We start from the raw sequence: 15042 nt of genomic DNA, 5'->3' as shown, positions 1-15042 counted from the left end.
TGAATGCTATTTTATTAGGAGGAACCATGAGCTTTTTTAAACGATTAAAGGAAAGTATTTCCAGTAAGGCCGAAGTGGTCACGAATAAGTTCAAAGAAGGACTAACCAAAACAAGAGATGCCTTCGTCGATCGTGTGGATGATTTATTTAGCCGCCGCAAGAAGATAGATGAAGACTTTTATGAGGAACTTGAAGAAATTCTAATTGGCGCTGATGTGGGTGTAAATACAGTGCTTAAGCTAATCGATCAGCTTCGCGTCGAGGTGAAGAAACGTAAAATTGAAGATCCCGCGGAGCTTCAACCGATCCTTTCCGAAAAGTTAATTGAGCTATTAAAGGGAGACGCTGATGCAGGACTAAACTTAAATCCAAATGGATTATCTGTCATTTTGTTTGTTGGTGTGAATGGCGTAGGGAAGACAACGACAATCGGTAAAATGGCACACATGTTCAAATCACAAGGGAAAAAAGTGTTAATGGCTGCAGGCGATACATTTCGTGCCGGTGCAATTGAGCAGTTGGAAACTTGGGGCGAGCGTGTTGGTGTTGATGTGATTAAACAGCAATCAGGTGCCGACCCTGCCGCGGTCATGTTTGATGCAGTGCAGGCAGCTAAAACGCGTAATGTAGACATCTTGTTATGCGATACCGCGGGTCGTTTGCAAAACAAAGTGAATTTGATGGAGGAACTGAATAAGATCTATCGCGTTATCCAGCGTGAAGTTCCTGATGCTCCCCATGAGGTAATTCTCGTTTTAGATGCTACTACGGGACAAAATGCACTCAGCCAAGCAAAGCTTTTTGGTGACAAAACAGGTCTGACAGGGTTGGTACTTTCCAAGCTCGATGGTACGGCCAAAGGCGGTATCGTTGTAGCTATCCGTCAAGAGTTATCACTTCCTGTGAAATTCGTTGGCCTCGGGGAGAAAATGGATGATCTTCAACCTTTTGATTCCGAGCAATTCGTACATGCCCTCTTTGGCAAATGGATCGGTGAGCAAAAAGAAGAGAATGCTTAATCATTTGCTTCTCTGATGCGTGAAAAATTCTCCTCAGCCGTTAGTCGGTTAGAGGGTTTTTTTTTGTTCTTTAACTGACAAGGTCAAATGCTTGACAATCATCTTGGAATTCAGTATGATAGGTTCTGTTGTGCTGCTGTCAAGCGTGCAACCTTTACGGAGGTGGATCATGTCTATCGATCAAATGCTTGAGAAAACGAATCGCGTTAACTTGCTATTTGATTTCTATGAACCGCTGTTGACCGATAAACAGAGAACTTTTCTCCAACTTTATTTTCATGATGATTACTCGCTAGGAGAAATCGCTGAGAATTTTGAAATTAGCCGCCAGGCGGTTTATGAACATATTAAACGTGCGGAATCAACTCTTCAGGATTATGAGAGCAAATTGCATCTCGTACATAAGCACGAACAACGCATGAAGCTGCGTGCGGAACTGGTTCAGGTGCTTGATGTTTGCGAACCGGAGCTAAAGAGGAAAATGGCGGAACTTTTTGATACAATAGTAGGGATCGATTAAAATATAGAAAGTCCAGAAGCAGGAGGTGAAGCGCATGGCATTTGAAGGATTGGCAAACCGGTTGCAGAACGTTTTCGGTAAGCTGAGAAGCAAAGGTAAGCTGACGGAAGAAGATGTAGGCGAAGCGCTTCGCGAAGTACGATTGGCGCTGCTTGAAGCGGACGTTAACTTTAAAGTAGTCAAAGACTTTATTGCTAAGGTGAAGGAACAGTCCATCGGACAAGAAGTATTGAAATCCTTCACACCAGGCATGATCGTCATCGATATCGTTAACAAAGAGCTAACCGCACTTATGGGCGGAACACAAAGTAAGTTAGCTCGTTCGAATCGACCGCCAACTATCATTATGATGGCAGGCTTGCAAGGGGCAGGTAAGACAACAACCTCTGGTAAGCTAGCGAAAATGCTCCTTAAACAAAACCATAGACCGCTTCTTGTAGCCTGTGACATTTATCGTCCGGCTGCAATCAAACAGTTGCAGGTTCTTGGAGAACAGCTCAATGTTCCGGTATTTTCACTTGGGGATCAAGTAAATCCTGTCGATATTGCAAAAGCAGGTCTTCAGCATGCCAAAGATAACGGTAATGATTATGTCATTATTGATACCGCAGGTCGTTTGCACATTGATGAAAACCTGATGGACGAGCTGAAAAATGTTCGAACTGCTGTTGAACCGGATGAAATATTGCTCGTTGTCGATGCGATGACCGGGCAGGATGCAGTCAATGTTGCAGAAAGCTTTCATCAACAGCTTGAGCTTACGGGTGTTGTACTGACTAAGCTGGATGGCGATACCCGCGGTGGCGCGGCGTTATCGGTTAAAGCTGTTACAGGTTGCCCAATTAAGTTCGTGGCTAGCGGTGAGAAAATGGATGCTCTAGAACCATTCTTCCCTGATCGTATGGCCTCAAGAATTCTTGGTATGGGTGATATGCTTACCTTGATTGAGAAGGCGCAAGCCGGAATCGACATGGACAAGGCGAAAGAGATGGAGCGCAAAATGCGCAACGCCGAATTCACATTCGAGGATTTCCTTGATCAAATGGAGCAAGTGAAGAAGATGGGACCTCTGGATCAAATTCTTGAGATGCTGCCAGGAGCTAATAAGATCAAGGGCATGAAAGATATGAAAGTTGACGACAAACAAATGGCACGTGTTGAAGCTATTGTGAAGTCGATGACAACTGAAGAGAAACGCAAGCCTGAACTTCTCAATGCGAACCGTCGCAAACGGATTGCTCAAGGCAGTGGCAACTCGGTGCAAGAGGTCAACCGTTTCATCAAGCAGTTTGACGATATGCGCAAAATGATGAAGCAGTTTTCCGGCATGATGGGACCTAAAGGTGCCAAAGGAATGAAGAAGTTAGGCAAGGGATTTAAATTCCCCTTTTAAATAAGCATTTTATTCTAAGTAGGAGGTGATTTTTCATGGCAGTACGTATTCGTCTTAAACGTGTAGGCGCTCATAAAGCTCCTTTTTACCGTGTGGTGGTTTCGGATTCCCGTTCCCCGCGTGATGGTCGTTTTATCGAAGAAATCGGTACTTATAACCCAATTGCTGAACCAGCAGCTGTAACTCTTGATGAGGAGAAAGCGCTGAAATGGCTTCAAACTGGCGCTCAACCGTCCGATACAGTTCGCAGCCTGTTCTCAAAAGCAGGTCTGATGACTAAGTTTCACGAGCTGAAATTACAGAAGTAATCTGTTATCTTTCGGAGGGTGGGTTCATGAAGGATCTTATCACCGTTATTGCTAAGGCTCTTGTCGATCATCCGGAAGAAGTACGTGTCGCTGTGGTGGAGAAAGATGACAAGATCGAGTACAGGCTTTCTGTCCATCCCGACGATGTCGGTAAAGTGATTGGCAAGCAAGGCAAGATTGCGAAGTCGCTCCGCACAGTTGTCACGTCGGCAGCAGTGAAAGAAACGAAACGGGTAGCCGTTGAAATCGTTTCATAAGAAACTAGGTTAGGATTTAGTTCCTAACCTTTTTCTTGTATGGTTTTGAAGGTAAATTAATGTGGAGGTTGGGCAAGCGCATATGAGCGAAAAACTTGTGACAGTTGGTCGAATTGTGAATAGCCATGGTATTCGTGGAGAGCTAAAAGTGGTTCCGGAAACTGATTTTCCTGAGCGTTTTGATAAAGGAAACGCGTTGATTATTGTAGATTCTCAAAATAAGCAAACGCCGGTGACGGTGCAAACCTCCCGCTTACATAAAAATATGTTTATCTTGCAGTTTGACCAGTTCTCTAATATTAATGATGTTGAGAAATTCAAAGGTTCGCTTCTTAAGATTGAAGCTAAGGAGCAACAACCTCTTGAAGAGGGCGAATACTATTATCACGAGATCATTGGTTGTAAGGTCGTTACGGAAGAAGGCCAGGAGTTAGGGCTTGTTTCTGAGGTGTTGACACCGGGAGCTAATGACGTATGGGTTGTTTCTTTGCCGAAAGGCAAACAGTTGCTGCTTCCAGTCATTGATGATGTGATACTCGATGTGGACATTGCCAACAAAACGATTCGTATTCATCTGATGGAAGGATTAATGGAATGAGAATCGATGTATTGACCCTGTTCCCGGAAATGTTCGAGGGTGTGTTTTCGTCCAGCATTTTAGGGAAAGCACATGACAAGGGAATTGTTGCTCTCAACACGGTTAATTTTCGAGATTATTCCAATAATAAGCATAACACAGTAGATGATTATCCATACGGCGGCGGTGGAGGGATGGTTCTTAAGCCAGAGCCGATATTTGCTGCTGTTGAGAATCTGCCCATACATCAAGAAGATGGACAAGACCCAGTGAAGCCGCGAGTGATTCTCATGTGCCCACAAGGGGAGACGTTCACACAGAAGAAAGCGGAGGAGCTGTCTAATGAACAGCATCTCGTGTTTATTTGTGGTCATTATGAAGGCTATGATGAGCGTATTAGGCAGTATCTTGTGACGGATGAGCTGTCCATCGGTGATTATGTATTAACAGGCGGCGAGTTACCCGCTATGGTCGTTATAGACAGCGTAGTGAGATTGCTGCCTGGTGTGCTCGGCAATGAGATGTCAGCGGTGACAGATTCGTTTTCCACAGGCTTGCTAGAGTATCCTCACTATACGAGGCCTGCGAAATTTAGGAACTGGGACGTACCTGAGATGCTGTTATCAGGGCATCATGAAAATGTGAAGCGTTGGCGCCGCAAGGAGTCTCTGTTCCGAACGCTAGAACGTCGCCCTGATTTGCTTGAAGGAAGAGAACTATCCAAAGAGGAAAAAGCTTGGGTGGTTGAATGGAACGGGCGGAAGCAAGAGGAGTAAGCCCCCAAAAACTTCTCTATTGAATTTCTTTCCTGTCTATGATAATATATATTCTGTTGTGAATTTTTCAACAGTTCGAGTCTGGTGGTCCTCTACGCATAACAACTAAGAACGACTATGCCAATAAGCGGAATGAACACCTGTGTGGAAGGAGGGAGTCAACTATGAATCTTATTCAAGAGATTACGAAAGAGCAACTCCGTACGGATATTCCTAATTTCCGTCCAGGAGACACACTTAAAGTACACGTAAAAGTTATCGAGGGTACACGTGAGCGTATTCAGCTGTTCGAAGGTGTTGTTATTAAACGCCATGGCGGTGGAATCAGCGAAACGTTTACAGTTCGTAAAATTTCTTACGGTGTGGGTGTGGAAAGAACTTTCCCATTCCATTCTCCGAAGATTGACAAGATTGAAGTGGCTCGCCGTGGTAAAGTTCGTCGTGCGAAACTTTATTATCTGCGTGGTCTTCGTGGTAAAGCAGCAAGAATTAAAGAAATTCGATAAGAAAACGGGGGGCTTGTTCAGGCAAGTCTCCTTTTCATTTTCATGGTACATAATAGATATAGACCAAAACTGGAAAAGAGGCAATCAGTGATGGAACAAAATAATCAAGAGAAGCCTTACATAGAGCCGGATACAACAACGGAAACGACTCCCGTTAAAACAGCGAAAAGCGAAACATGGGAATGGATCAAAGCATTAGTGATTGCGGGAGTGCTCGTGATTATCATTCGTTGGTTCCTGTTCTCTCCTTTTATTGTTGATGGAGATTCCATGCGTCCGAACTTTTTCACAGGTGAACGACTCATTGTCAATAAAATTGTTTATGATATTCGCTCACCCAAACGTGGAGAAGTCATCGTTTTCCATGCACCGGAAGGTAAAGATTACATTAAACGCGTAATTGCTCTTCCAGGTGAGACCGTAAAGGTTACGGGTGACAAAGTTTTCATTAACGGTCAAGAAATTGATCAGCCTTACATCAAGGAAGCGATTGAGCAGGCGAAAAAAGAAGGACATGCCTATAATACGTTATCAGATTTTCAAGAGAAAAAAGTACCTGATGGTGAAATATTCGCAATGGGAGATAACCGTGGTAACTCCAAAGACAGCCGAGCGATTGGCTTCATACCTTACAACAAAATTGTAGGCCGTGCGGAAGTCATTTTTTGGCCAGTGAGCAAAATCAGTTTCATACATTTTTGAGGTGAAGAAGAATGACCATTCAATGGTTTCCCGGTCACATGACCAAGGCCCGAAGACAGATTGAAGAAAAGCTAAAGCTGATTGATGTTGTGATCGAGCTCTTGGATGCCCGCATACCGCTCTCCAGTCGGAACCCGATGGTAGATGAGATTTTAAAAGGTAAACCTCGTTTGGTTCTGCTTAATAAGAATGACTTGGCAGATCCGCAAGTGACGGCAGATTGGGTTAAGTATTTTGCTGATCAGGGCCTACCAGCATTGCCAATTGATGCAGCAACCGGAACGCACGTCAAAGAAATTTTGCCGCGAGTTAAACAGCTTTGGGCACATAAAATTGAACGGCAACTTAGCAAAGGGATTAATCCCCGTGCCGTAAGGGCGCTCATTGTGGGTATCCCAAACGTTGGGAAATCGACGTTGATTAATCAGTTAGCAGGAAAGAAGATTGCGGCAACCGGAGATAAGCCTGGTGTTACGAAGGGGCAGCAATGGATTAAAGTTGGAACCGAAATGGACTTGCTCGATACGCCGGGTATTTTGTGGCCAAAATTCGAAGACCAAATGGTTGGAATGAGATTGGCAGCAACGGGCGCTATTAAAGAAGAGCTGCTTCATTTAGATGAGATTGCACTCTTTGTCGTCAAATACATGGTTCAGAATTATGGGGCCGGTATTCAAGAACGATTTGGGGTACAAGACCTTCCTGAGGATTTGGACGACATACAGGAAATGGTCAAAGTCATGGAAGCTATCGGTCGTAAGCGTGGAGCGATTGTGAGCGGGGGCAAAGTGGATTTGGACAAAGCCTCTTTAATCATTATTCGTGAGCTTAGGGCGGGTAAGATGGGGCGTATTTCTTTGGAGAGGCCCTTAGATAAAAGATAGTCAGGGCAGTAAAATTATAGAAAAGTAACGGTCACTTTTGGACTCAGCTGATCAAGCGGGTTCGGGTGGCTTTTTCTTTTTTAATTAAGAACATTGAAAAAAATGGGTGTGGCTTGACCAAGCGCCAATCCTTTATAATGAGGAGATGGAAAGGGGCGGAAAGCCATTGCTAGCGTATGAAAAACAACTGTGGGAGCAAGGTTTTACTCTAATAGCGGGTATTGATGAGGTAGGCAGAGGCTGTTTATTTGGGGATGTAGTCGCAGCTGCTGTTATACTTCCGATGGGATATGTGCTGGAGGGTGTGGACGACTCCAAGAAGCTTTCTGAAAAGAAGCGAGATATCCTCTATGATCAGATCATGGCTGAGGCTTTAGCTATAGGTGTAGGCATTGTGGATGTAGATAGAATTGAAGCGATCAATATAAAACAGGCGGCAAGGCTTGCTATGAAGCAGGCAGTGGAGCAGTTAAACATAGCACCTGATTTTCTTCTTGTGGATGCGGAGAACATTGATGTGGACATAGAACAATCCGCGATCATTCATGGAGATGCACTTAGTCAATCTATTGCAGCCGCATCGATTATTGCCAAGGTTACCCGAGATCGTATGTGTGTGGATTGGGATGAGCAGTTTCCCGAATATGGACTTGCTATACATAAAGGATATGCAACAAAGCACCATAGAGAAATGCTCTTGCGCTATGGACCTACACCGCTGCATCGGAAATTATTTATACGTAAAGTGATGGCACAGTTGGATGAGAAAGAGATAGTGCTCGAGTCTGAACAGCTGGAATTGGATCTCATTTAACTTATTATTGTAACGAAAAGGCACGAAGCCGCCGATAATATACATAAGTGTTTTAGGAAGATTTGAGGTGAGCGCCATGAATATTAGTGGTTTAATTCGCAGTTTAGTTGGCGATTTAACAGCATCTGAAAGTAAGGTGCTTGAATTAAAAGTAGGACAAATTGTAAAAGGTGTTGTGCTTCAGTTGCTCAGTGACCAAGAAGCGTTGATTAATATTGGCGGCGTGCAGGTGCGGGCTAAGTTGGAAACTCCCCTTAAGCAAGGGGATGTTACGATGCTGCAAGTACAGCCTGAATCTAGTGGCGGTCAAATCCTGCTCAAGCCACTAACGGCGTCAGATGTACAAATTGCGGATGATTCGCTTAGTGAGCTGTTAAAGGCTTTCACGCTTAAAGATACAGCTGGGAATCGTCAAATGGTTCAGCAGATGCAGCAAGAAGGCGTTCCGGTATCTAAGGAGAATGTGAAGGATTTTGAGGCTGTGATGCGCAGCATGCCTGAGGATGTCAATAAGGAAGAATGGACACAAGCGGCTGTACTTGCCTATAAAAAGGGATTTCCGCTTACAGAGACGACTGTGGGGGCTTTGAGACAGGTTACCACGGGGCCACCTGTGGGTAAGGTGCTGGAGCAGCTAGAGCAGCAGGCGATAGCCATGCTTGAGCAAGATCCGGCACATCCGGCGGCTGATACAGCGAAGCAGGTGGTATCGCTGCTCAAGGAGCTGCGCGCTTCCGCCGCAGCAACGTGGCCTGCGCGGCCGCCGGAGGCGCCGGCCGCGGACGTTGCCGTTACGCCAGCTGCTCCGCAGGCTGGCGGTGGGGCTAAGGCGGCTCCCGCAGGGTCGCCGCCTGCAATAGTGCCCGGCAGCGCGCCTGCGACCGCTGCCGTTACGGCTCCGCCCGCTGCAGCAGCAGCTGCGGGCGCGGAGCTTCCCGCGGCGGCTGCGCCACGCGCGGAGACCGTTACCGCCGCCTCGGCGCTGCCGGCGGCGGGGTTGCAGGCCGCCCGCGCAGCGGGGGCGGCCCAGCCAGAGGCTCAGGCGCGCAGCGCTGAGCCTGCAGGTGAAGGCGAACCGCCCGTGGCGGGTTCGCCTGTGAACCAAGAGCCGCCTGCGAAGCAGAAGGCGGCTCCGCCAGAGGCGCATAATAGCGCGCCTCAAGAGGTCGAGGCTGCTCCAGAGACAAACTGGATCAGCCGCATGCTCAAAGCCGTAGGCGTGGAGCACGAGTCTAATCTAGCGGTGAAGCTAGATGAGCGAGCAGACGCTATCCAACGTGGGCGCAACAACACTGACGATCAGCTGCCTAATCTGATCGCCACAGCATCCCAGCAGGATGACCCCGTCAAACCTGCTGCTGACACACTGAAGAGTCTGCTGCTGCAGCTTACAGCCTCTGATGACACGCCAGCGCCGCTCAAAGAGGCGGCGCAGCAAGCCCTTGGGCAAATTACAGGGCAACAACTCATGTTGACAGGTGACAAGAGCTCTATGTTTGCACATATGACATTGTTTGTCCCCTTCATGGATGGTACTGGCCAGCAATCTGCCGCCATTCACATCCAATCCCGCAAAGGAAAGCGCGGGGAAGTTGACGCGAGCAATTGTCGTTTACTGTTCGACCTGCAAATGAAAGTGATGGGCAATACTTTGCTCGATGTGCATGTAGTCAATAAAATCGTATCTTTAAACATCCATAATGATCATCCTGCGTTAGCTCCTCTAATGGAGGAGTCCAAAGAAGAAATAACAGCTGCCATGAATAAAGCGGGGTATCAGTTTATCTCATTAAAATGCTCGCCATATCCGCTGCCGCCTGCTGCGGAGAATGAAGCTTCCAAGCAAGGGCCATCGGATGGTAGAGTAGATCTTCGAGCGCTCTATCAGCCAAAAGCCTACAAAGGGGTGGATTTCCGAGCATGACTAAGCAAAGGAATGCACACGAGGAGTCGCAACCGACCCCTCTTAAGAAGGCTGTAGCGCTTCGCTACTCACCTGAAGCGCAAAAAGCCCCAACCCTTATTGCTAAAGGGAAAGGGTACATGGCAGAAGCCATTCTTCAGAAAGCCAAGGAGAATGGGATCCCCATTCAAGAGGATTCTTCTTTGGTTGAAGTGTTGTCTAAGCTGGATTTGGATCAAGAAATCCCCCCGGAACTGTATCAATTGGTCGCTGAGGTATTAAGTTTTATCTATCGTTCAGATAACCGAATGAGATCGTCGAGGAATAATGGATGACGGAACTTCGTAAAGATGACCGGAAGCAGTTGGGGAAGCTTGGCGAAGAGTTGGCTGAAGCATTTCTTAGTGAGCGTGAATACCGAATTGTGGCACGTAATTGGCGCTGCCGTACTGGCGAGCTTGATATTATTGCAGAGAAAGCCAACAAGTTAATTTTTGTTGAGGTCAGAACAAGACGCCCTTCAGGTCGTTTTGGTTCAGCCAAAGAATCCGTCGACTATCGTAAGCAGTTGAAAGTCAAAGAGACAGCACAATTTTACTTACATCGATTTCAAAAATACGAGCAGTCCATTCAATTTGATGTGATCACTGTAGAACTATCCGTGGATGGAGCAGCGCCTCATATTGAACACATACAAGGAGCCTTTTGAGAGTCGTCTGTCGATAAGACAACGCGTCAAAGGGCTCTTTTTTTAGGAAATTGAGGAGTTAACATAACATCAGATTTCAATCTCTTCAATTTGTTGCTTTTTATCCAAATTACGATATTGAATCGCCTCTGCCAGATGCTGCGGCTGGATATTGTCACATTCCTCAAGATCGGCGATGGTTAAGGCTAGCCTTAGAATGCGATCATGGGCTCTTGCACTAAGTCCCAAAGCTTCAAAAGAGGCACTGAGCAGTTGATCACCTTCTACGGTTAGATGACAAATTTGTCTCATCCGCTTACCGCTTAATTCATTATTATATTGAATGCCAGATCCTGCATAACGTTGTTGTTGTCTTTGATGTGCGCGCATAACTTGCATTAACATTTCTTTTGAGGACAAGTGATTGTTTCGTTCCTTGAGTTGGGTGTAACTTGGTTTGGGTACTTCCACATGTAGATCGATGCGATCAAGCAGGGGACCTGATATCTTAGAACGATAATGAACAATTTTAGCAGGGCTGCAGATGCAAGCGTTAGCTTCTGTTTCGGCTCCATAATACCCGCACGGACATGGATTCATGGCTGCGGCCAATATAAAGTGTGAGGGGAATGTGTAAACCGCTCTTGCTCTTGCAATTGTAACATGACGATCCTCAAGTGGCTGTCTAAGTACTTCGAGGGCAGTTCTCGTGAATTCCGGCAGTTCATCTAGAAAAAGAATGCCGCGATGAGATAAGCTAACTTCTCCCGGTTTGGGTATTGTTCCTCCTCCGACAAGTCCGGCGGGTGAAATCGTATGATGAGGGGCTCTAAAAGATCTTGTACGCATGAGAGATGAGCGATCAATAAGCTTTCCTGAGGCACTGTATATTTTCGTGACTTCTAATGCTTCTTTGTCAGACATAGGTGGCAGAATAGATGGCATGCGCTTAACTAGCATCGTTTTCCCCGTTCCGGGAGGACCGATTAATAGAATATTATGCATCCCGGCCGCGGCGATCATCATGGCACGCTTCACTTGATGCTGTCCGTTGACATCGGCATAATCTTCGATAAAGTTGCGTTCTTCGGCAGAAATTGTCGGAATTTCACTATCTTTATATTTAGTGCCATTAAATATAAAATCGTGATGGGATTGCTTGTTCCAGGACTTAAAATCAGAAAGGTTAGTTATCGCGCACACCTCAATACCTTCTATTAAAGCAGCTTCAGGAGCATTCGCAAAGGGAAGGCAGACGCGTTTAATCCCTAGCTTTTTAGCGGCATGCGCCATAGAAAGAACGCCAGGTACAGGGCGAAGAGTACCATCCAATGCAAGTTCACCTAGAAACAAAGTGTGCAGAAAGCTGTCCATTGGCACTTGACCGGTTGTAATCAGAATTCCTACCGCAATGGCTAAATCAAAAGATGAGCCTTCTTTGCGTAAATCTGCTGGCGCGAGATTGACCGTAATCCGATCCATGGGGAATGTGTATCCGCAGTTTTTAATGGAGGAGCGCACTCTTTCGACAGATTCCCGAATGGCCGAGTCGGGGAGACCAACCAAGTTAATTTGGGGTAAGCCACTTGAGATATCAACTTCTACTTCGATTGTTTGACCTTCTATTCCCTGCAAGCAAGCGCTCATGACTTTGCCATACATGAAAAAACACCTTCCTCTCCATAGTTATGCAGCTGTTTCGAGCTGTCATAAAGTGGGATAAAAGGTGCTTCCTTATTGATCCGATTTATACTTTGTCCTAATTGTATACGATAATGGTAAAATTACGCAATCCGTAAATGATCACAGTACGTTTTAAAAATGTACGGCTTGCACATACTGGAACTAGAGGTGATGATATGCAGGAGAAACCATATTTTTGTCCCAATTGTCGTTCCAATCGTATCAAGTTCAGTGTAATTACTAGCTATTCTCAGTCGTTTTTGAAGGACGCTCTATCAGGAAATATTACAGAATTCAAGGATCCTGACGCAATACCAGAACCAGAACCTACAATTCAATGCTTGGTGTGCAGTTTCACGGGTAATGAGCTTCGCTTCATTAAACAAGCGGAGCGTGAACCACGGATGAACACACCAACAACGCCGCTCTATTAAAAAAGCCGAAGCTAGACGTATTTTTCAGCAATTGAAAATGCGTCTTTTTTTATGTTGAAAGTGATAGCTAAAGTTTTTCAGCGTGAAAGGAAACTTCGAACGCATTAACGAAAAAAATAAGGAAACTGTCGAAAATTAGTGATACAATGGTTAGGGCTTGTGAAGAAGTGTGATACTAATTCCGGCAGCAAGATTTATTTCGTGCACTACACAAATAGGAAATTACACTTTTTCCCTGTATAGCACGTTTAGAAATTCCATACTGATAGGAGGATTTTAGGAAATGAATATCCATGAGTATCAAGGCAAAGAAGTCCTGAGACAGTACGGAGTCAACGTTCCTAACGGAAAAGTTGCTTTTACCGTTGACGAAGCTGTTGAAGCAGCAAAAGAACTCGGAACATCCGTCGTTGTTGTAAAGGCGCAAATTCATGCCGGAGGTCGCGGGAAAGCAGGCGGCGTTAAGGTAGCCAAAAGCCTCGATGAAGTTCGTACATATGCTAGCGAAATTCTTGGTAAAGTTCTTGTTACTCACCAAACAGGTCCTGAAGGCAAAGAAGTTAAACGCCTATTGATCGAAGAAGGCTGTGACATTAAGAAAGAATATTATGTTGGTGTTGTTGTTGACCGTGCAACAGGTAGCGTCGTTTTGATGGCATCTGAAGAAGGCGGTACGGAGATTGAAGAGGTTGCTGAGCATTCTCCTGAGAAAATCTTCAAAGAAGTTGTGGATCCTGCGATCGGTCTTCAAGCTTTCCAAGCACGCAGACTTGCTTACTCCATCAACATTCCTAACGAGCTTGTTAACAAAGCGGTTAAATTCATGCTAGCTCTTTATAAAGCATTCGTAGAGAAAGACGCATCCATTGCCGAAATCAACCCTTTGGTTGTTACTGGTTCTGGCGACGTTATGGCTCTTGATGCCAAATTGAACTTTGATTCAAACGCTCTTTTCCGTCACAAGGATATTGTTGAGCTTCGTGACCTTGAAGAAGAAGATGCGAAAGAAATTCAAGCTTCTAAATTTGACCTGAGCTACATTTCTCTTGATGGTAACATCGGTTGTATGGTCAACGGCGCAGGACTTGCTATGGCCACTATGGACATTATCAAGCACTATGGCGGAGACCCGGCCAACTTCCTAGACGTAGGGGGCGGTGCTACGAAAGAGAAAGTAACAGAAGCTTTCAAAATCATCTTGTCCGATGAGCAAGTTAAAGGGATCTTCGTTAACATCTTCGGTGGCATCATGCGTTGTGATGTAATTGCTGATGGTGTTGTAGCTGCTGCCAGAGAGCTTGGACTTTCCCGTCCGCTTGTTGTTCGTCTTGAAGGAACAAACGTTGAACTTGGTAAAAAGATTCTTAACGAATCCGGCTTGAACATTGTCGCTGCTGACTCCATGGCAGATGGCGCACAAAAAATCGTTGCATTAGTTAAATGAGAAAACCTCTATCGAGGTAATTCAAAGATGAGCGACCGCGTTTAGATGTAGGTTTTATCGCCAAATAATAAAGTGGTTTTCGGGACCGAAAACTTATCTTTCTTATGTGGAAAATTTAAACCCGAGCGGTTTCAAATAATATAGGGGATGTGAACAAAAGATCATGAGTATTTTGGTTAATAAACATACAAAAGTCATTACTCAAGGGATTACCGGCGCTACGGGTTTGTTTCATACCAAAGGCGGCCTAGAATACGGCACACAAATGGTTGGTGGCGTAACCCCAGGTAAAGGCGGAACAAAAGTAGATATCACATTGGAAAACGGTGAGCTAGTTCAACTTCCAGTTTTCAACACTGTTATCGAAGCTAAAAATGCAACTGGTGCTACGGCATCCGTTATCTATGTACCACCAGCTTTCGCTGCAGAGTCGATCATTGAAGCTATCGAAGCTGAACTTGATCTCGTTATCTGTATCACAGAAGGTATTCCTGTTCTTGACATGGTTAACGTGAAACGTTACCTGGAAGGCAAGAAAACCGTTCTAATCGGACCTAACTGTCCAGGCGTTATTACACCAGGCGAGTGCAAAATCGGTATTATGCCGGGTTACATTCATACGCCAGGTCACGTAGGTGTAGTTTCCCGTTCCGGGACACTAACGTATGAAGCAGTTCATCAATTGACAACTCGCGGTATTGGACAATCCTCTGCTGTAGGTATCGGTGGAGACCCTGTTAAAGGCTCCGAGTTCATCGATATCCTCAAGCGCTTTAACGATGATCCAGATACGTATGCTGTCATCATGATTGGTGAAATCGGCGGTACGGCAGAAGAAGAAGCGGCTGAGTGGGTTGCTGCAAACATGACGAAGCCGGTTGTAGGCTTTATCGGCGGCAAAACAGCTCCTCCAGGAAAACGTATGGGCCACGCTGGCGCGATTATTTCCGGTGGTAAAGGAACAGCAGCTGAGAAAGTTGCAACAATGGAAAGATGCGGTATCCGCGTTGCTGCAACACCATCCGAGATGGGTTCCACACTTGTAAGTGTGCTTGAAGAAAAAGGCATGTTGGATAAAGTCATCACAAAAAAATAGTTTTCTTCTAACGAAGGTAAGCAACCTTCCATCTCCCT

Annotated in this window: 18 protein-coding genes; 17 read left to right on the top strand and 1 reads right to left on the bottom strand. The window is 45.6% G+C overall.

Features of this window, described 5'->3' with window-relative positions:
* The first annotated feature begins 26 nt into the window (after positions 1 to 26).
* From ftsY to QFZ77_RS25250, 14 genes are all read left to right on the top strand, one after another.
* Positions 27 to 1019 carry a signal recognition particle-docking protein FtsY gene (gene ftsY / locus QFZ77_RS25315; protein WP_307443551.1) on the top strand — a complete coding sequence of 331 codons (993 nt, stop codon included), beginning with the start codon at positions 27 to 29 and terminating at the stop codon, positions 1017 to 1019.
* Between the two features lie 169 nt (positions 1020 to 1188).
* The gene (locus QFZ77_RS25310; RefSeq protein ID WP_307443550.1) at positions 1189 to 1539 is read left to right on the top strand and encodes a putative DNA-binding protein; all 351 of its coding nucleotides are present in this window, start codon (positions 1189 to 1191) and stop codon (positions 1537 to 1539) included.
* 34 nt (positions 1540 to 1573) lie between these two features.
* The gene (ffh, locus tag QFZ77_RS25305; RefSeq protein ID WP_307443549.1) at positions 1574 to 2932 is read left to right on the top strand and encodes a signal recognition particle protein; all 1359 of its coding nucleotides are present in this window, start codon (positions 1574 to 1576) and stop codon (positions 2930 to 2932) included.
* A 35-nt stretch (positions 2933 to 2967) separates the two neighbouring features.
* Positions 2968 to 3240 carry a 30S ribosomal protein S16 gene (gene rpsP, locus QFZ77_RS25300; protein WP_029195333.1) on the top strand — a complete coding sequence of 91 codons (273 nt, stop codon included), beginning with the start codon at positions 2968 to 2970 and terminating at the stop codon, positions 3238 to 3240.
* 26 nt (positions 3241 to 3266) lie between these two features.
* The gene (locus QFZ77_RS25295; RefSeq protein WP_047672782.1) at positions 3267 to 3497 is read left to right on the top strand and encodes a KH domain-containing protein; all 231 of its coding nucleotides are present in this window, start codon (positions 3267 to 3269) and stop codon (positions 3495 to 3497) included.
* A gap of 82 nt (positions 3498 to 3579) precedes the next feature.
* Entirely contained in the window at positions 3580 to 4095 is a 516-nt protein-coding gene (gene rimM, locus QFZ77_RS25290) for a ribosome maturation factor RimM (protein WP_307443547.1), read from the top strand.
* Positions 4092 to 4850 (top strand): tRNA (guanosine(37)-N1)-methyltransferase TrmD, encoded by a 759-nt coding sequence (gene trmD / locus QFZ77_RS25285; RefSeq protein ID WP_307443545.1) that lies wholly within the window; start codon positions 4092 to 4094, stop codon positions 4848 to 4850. Before rimM ends, trmD begins: the two co-directional genes overlap by 4 nt.
* A gap of 164 nt (positions 4851 to 5014) precedes the next feature.
* Positions 5015 to 5356 (top strand): 50S ribosomal protein L19, encoded by a 342-nt coding sequence (gene rplS / locus QFZ77_RS25280; protein ID WP_028558249.1) that lies wholly within the window; start codon positions 5015 to 5017, stop codon positions 5354 to 5356.
* Positions 5357 to 5446: 90 nt separating this feature from the next.
* Complete coding sequence (gene lepB / locus QFZ77_RS25275; RefSeq protein WP_307443543.1) at positions 5447 to 6058, top strand: signal peptidase I; 612 nt, start codon at positions 5447 to 5449, stop codon at positions 6056 to 6058.
* A gap of 11 nt (positions 6059 to 6069) precedes the next feature.
* The gene (gene ylqF, locus QFZ77_RS25270) at positions 6070 to 6942 is read left to right on the top strand and encodes a ribosome biogenesis GTPase YlqF (protein WP_307443541.1); all 873 of its coding nucleotides are present in this window, start codon (positions 6070 to 6072) and stop codon (positions 6940 to 6942) included.
* A gap of 166 nt (positions 6943 to 7108) precedes the next feature.
* Positions 7109 to 7756 carry a ribonuclease HII gene (locus tag QFZ77_RS25265; RefSeq protein ID WP_307443539.1) on the top strand — a complete coding sequence of 216 codons (648 nt, stop codon included), beginning with the start codon at positions 7109 to 7111 and terminating at the stop codon, positions 7754 to 7756.
* A 76-nt stretch (positions 7757 to 7832) separates the two neighbouring features.
* Positions 7833 to 9680, top strand: a complete 1848-nt coding sequence (locus QFZ77_RS25260; protein WP_307449844.1) for a hypothetical protein — start codon at positions 7833 to 7835, stop codon at positions 9678 to 9680.
* On the top strand, positions 9677 to 9994 hold the full coding sequence (locus QFZ77_RS25255) for an EscU/YscU/HrcU family type III secretion system export apparatus switch protein (RefSeq protein ID WP_307443537.1): 318 nt from the start codon (positions 9677 to 9679) through the stop codon (positions 9992 to 9994). Before QFZ77_RS25260 ends, QFZ77_RS25255 begins: the two co-directional genes overlap by 4 nt.
* The gene (locus QFZ77_RS25250) at positions 9991 to 10368 is read left to right on the top strand and encodes a YraN family protein (RefSeq protein WP_307443536.1); all 378 of its coding nucleotides are present in this window, start codon (positions 9991 to 9993) and stop codon (positions 10366 to 10368) included. Before QFZ77_RS25255 ends, QFZ77_RS25250 begins: the two co-directional genes overlap by 4 nt.
* Before the next feature lie 69 nt (positions 10369 to 10437).
* On the opposite strand, the gene QFZ77_RS25245 is transcribed toward QFZ77_RS25250, so the two are convergent.
* A complete protein-coding gene (locus tag QFZ77_RS25245) occupies positions 10438 to 12009 on the bottom strand; it encodes a YifB family Mg chelatase-like AAA ATPase (protein ID WP_307443534.1) in 1572 nt (523 codons plus the stop codon).
* 197 nt (positions 12010 to 12206) lie between these two features.
* Between QFZ77_RS25245 and QFZ77_RS25240 the strand changes: the two genes are divergently transcribed.
* The 3 genes from QFZ77_RS25240 to sucD all read left to right on the top strand — a co-directional run bounded on the left by QFZ77_RS25240 (position 12207) and on the right by sucD (position 15004).
* On the top strand, positions 12207 to 12464 hold the full coding sequence (locus tag QFZ77_RS25240) for a hypothetical protein (RefSeq protein WP_047672798.1): 258 nt from the start codon (positions 12207 to 12209) through the stop codon (positions 12462 to 12464).
* 283 nt (positions 12465 to 12747) lie between these two features.
* Entirely contained in the window at positions 12748 to 13908 is a 1161-nt protein-coding gene (gene sucC / locus QFZ77_RS25235; protein ID WP_307443531.1) for an ADP-forming succinate--CoA ligase subunit beta, read from the top strand.
* Between the two features lie 163 nt (positions 13909 to 14071).
* A complete protein-coding gene (gene sucD, locus QFZ77_RS25230) occupies positions 14072 to 15004 on the top strand; it encodes a succinate--CoA ligase subunit alpha (protein WP_029195344.1) in 933 nt (310 codons plus the stop codon).
* Positions 15005 to 15042: the final 38 nt, after the last annotated feature.

Origin of the sequence: Paenibacillus sp. V4I3, from assembly GCF_030817215.1 — a bacterium.
Classification (GTDB): domain Bacteria; phylum Bacillota; class Bacilli; order Paenibacillales; family NBRC-103111; genus Paenibacillus_E.
This window is presented reverse-complemented; position numbering and strand designations above follow the sequence as displayed.